Consider the following 2535-nt stretch of genomic DNA (forward strand, 5'->3'; position numbering starts at 1 on the left):
GAACCTTGGGATATTCCGTTGAACGTGATCGCTAGTGACACAAAGGTTATTCGACCAACGAAAACGGGCTGATCATCAAGATCAGCCCGTTTTAAATATCAACCTCGACTAGTTTGGCGCAGCATTTACGCTGAAAGCGCTGTGATCAACTTAGTAAGTTAACTCCCCGATAGCGCTTGCGCGTATCCAGTCGCGAGTACCCCAAGTAAAAACACCACTGTTAGCGCCATCACCATATCAGGCTTTTTACGCCGCATGCCTCGTCTCCAACGTCTTTCTCGGTTGCCAAATGTCCGTAATGCGTCATCTACACAATGTTTCTTAATAGATGACACACCGCATTAATTTCGCCCACGACTATAGGGCTATGGAGGAGAGCTGACAACCGCTTTCAGTGCTATTTTTAACGCACATTTAAACGCTTTCAAAAACTCACTGTTCTTAACAGCTCTACTTCCGTGGGTTAGTAAGCACTTACAATTCTTTACGCCATGAAGAGCTTATAAGCAGGGTTATCACTCTCCAACCAATAGCGGTAACCAATCGCATCTAAGTACTCTGCAACATGGGTTTGATCACTGCTCGGCACTTGCATACCGACCAATACACGACCGTAGGCAGCACCATGATTTCGGTAGTGGAACAGTGAAATATTCCAATCATGGGGTAGCTGAGTTAAAAAGTTCATTAGTGCACCAGGGCGCTCAGGAAATTCAAAGCGGTAGAGCTCTTCTTCAAAGCGCTCGCTAGGCCGACCACCACTCAGGTGGCGAATATGCAGCTTCGCCAACTCATTGTCGGTCAAATCTTCAACCTGATAGCCAGCTTCACGCAGCTTATCAATCACCGCCTGGCGGTCTTCACCACCCGGTTTAACTTGTATCCCCACAAAGATATGGGCCTCGCTATTATCTGCATAGCGATAGCTGAATTCGGTGACCATACGCTTACCCAGCGTGCGGCAAAACTTTTTAAAACTACCTGGGTTTTCCGCAATGGTCACCGCCAAGATCGCTTCACGCTGCTCCCCTAGCTCGGTGCGTTCCGCAATATGTTGCAAGCGATCAAAGTTGGTATTGGCGCCGGAGTTAATACATAGCAACGTCTCGCCTTCAGCTCCTGTTTGCTGCACATACTTCTTCAGGCCAGCTAGCGAAAGCGCCCCAGACGTTTCTGCCACGGCACGGGTATCATCAAAGATATCCTTCACCGCAGCGCACATCTCATCGGTATTCACCGTGATAACGTCGTCGATTAAGTCACGCACTAAAGAAAAGGGCACCTCACCGATTTGCGCGACGGCGACACCTTCCGCGAACACACCAACTTGATCCAGTACGACCCGCTCCCCGGCTTCTAGCGCGGCTTTTAAACAGGCACTATCTTCGGCTTCTACGCCAATGATTTTGATATCTGGGCGCAGGTATTTCACATACGCCGCAACGCCTGCAATTAAGCCGCCGCCACCGACAGGAACAAAAATAGCATCTAGACGGCCGCTGTGCTGACGCAGAATTTCAACCCCAATAGTGCCCTGGCCAGCGACCACATCGATATCATCAAACGGCGGAATATAGGTATAGCCATGCTCTTTAATCAATTCTTGAGCATGCTCAGCAGCAGCAGCAAATGCATCACCTTTCAAAATAACCTTAGCACCGCGGGCGCGTACTGCCTGAACCTTAATATCGGGCGTAATACGTGGCATCACAATAACCGCTTTCACGCCCATCAGTTTGGCTGCCATGGCCAACCCCTGGGCATGATTCCCCGCCGACGCAGCAATCACGCCCTTGGCCTTCTGCTCTTCAGTTAGCTGGGCCATTTTGTTGTAAGCACCACGAATCTTGAAAGAAAACACTGGCTGAAGATCTTCGCGCTTAATCAAAATTTGGTTATTGAAACGACGCGACAAAAAGGGAGCGGGTGAAATGGGGGTCTCACAAGCGGCTTCATAAACGCGGGCTTGGAGGATCTTTTTGACGGTTGCTTCGAGCATGCGGGAATCCCAAAAAAATAACGTGACCCTAACGGGAGAGAGCAAAGCCTTTATTGGTAGCAGATTACGCCTAGCGCCGTCTAGCGGCGTTTCCATCGGCAGTCGGCGCTAAGGCCGTTATACTAGGGAACACTGCCTAACCCTGACGCAGGAAAACATGATGACCCAAGATGAATTGAAAGCGGCCGTAGCGGATGCTGCGGTTAAAGAAATTGAGCCTCATCTCGAAAAAGAGACCGTGCTAGGTATTGGCACAGGCTCAACAGCGAACCTGTTTATTGATCGTTTGGGCCCGCTTAGAGACCGTTTTAAAGGTGCCGTTGCCAGTTCAGAAGCCAGTGCTAAGCGCCTACAGGCGCTAGGTATTGAGGTATTCGAGCTGAACAATGTTGGCGATGTCCCTTTCTACATCGACGGCGCAGACGAAGTAAACGCTAACTTACAAATGATTAAAGGCGGTGGCGCAGCGCTAACCCGGGAAAAAATCGTCGCCGCCTGCGCCAAGCGATTTATTTGCTTTGCCGATGTCTCGAAAT

3 protein-coding genes are annotated in these 2535 nt (G+C 49.9%); 1 reads left to right on the forward strand and 2 read right to left on the reverse strand.

Annotation, left to right across the window (positions count from 1 at the left end):
• Positions 1-158: 158 nt before the first annotated feature.
• On the reverse strand, positions 159-335 hold the full coding sequence (locus AC0UA9_RS17395) for a hypothetical protein (protein ID WP_475661998.1): 177 nt from the start codon (positions 333-335) through the stop codon (positions 159-161).
• A 149-nt stretch (positions 336-484) separates the two neighbouring features.
• Complete coding sequence (ilvA, locus tag AC0UA9_RS17400; RefSeq protein ID WP_125744689.1) at positions 485-1999, reverse strand: threonine ammonia-lyase, biosynthetic; 1515 nt, start codon at positions 1997-1999, stop codon at positions 485-487.
• A 160-nt stretch (positions 2000-2159) separates the two neighbouring features.
• Between ilvA and AC0UA9_RS17405 the strand changes: the two genes are divergently transcribed.
• Positions 2160-2535 (forward strand): ribose-5-phosphate isomerase A (locus tag AC0UA9_RS17405; RefSeq protein WP_475662000.1); only part of this gene is annotated, 376 nt, incomplete at its 3' end.

Source organism: Colwellia sp. F1 (genome assembly GCF_056238625.1).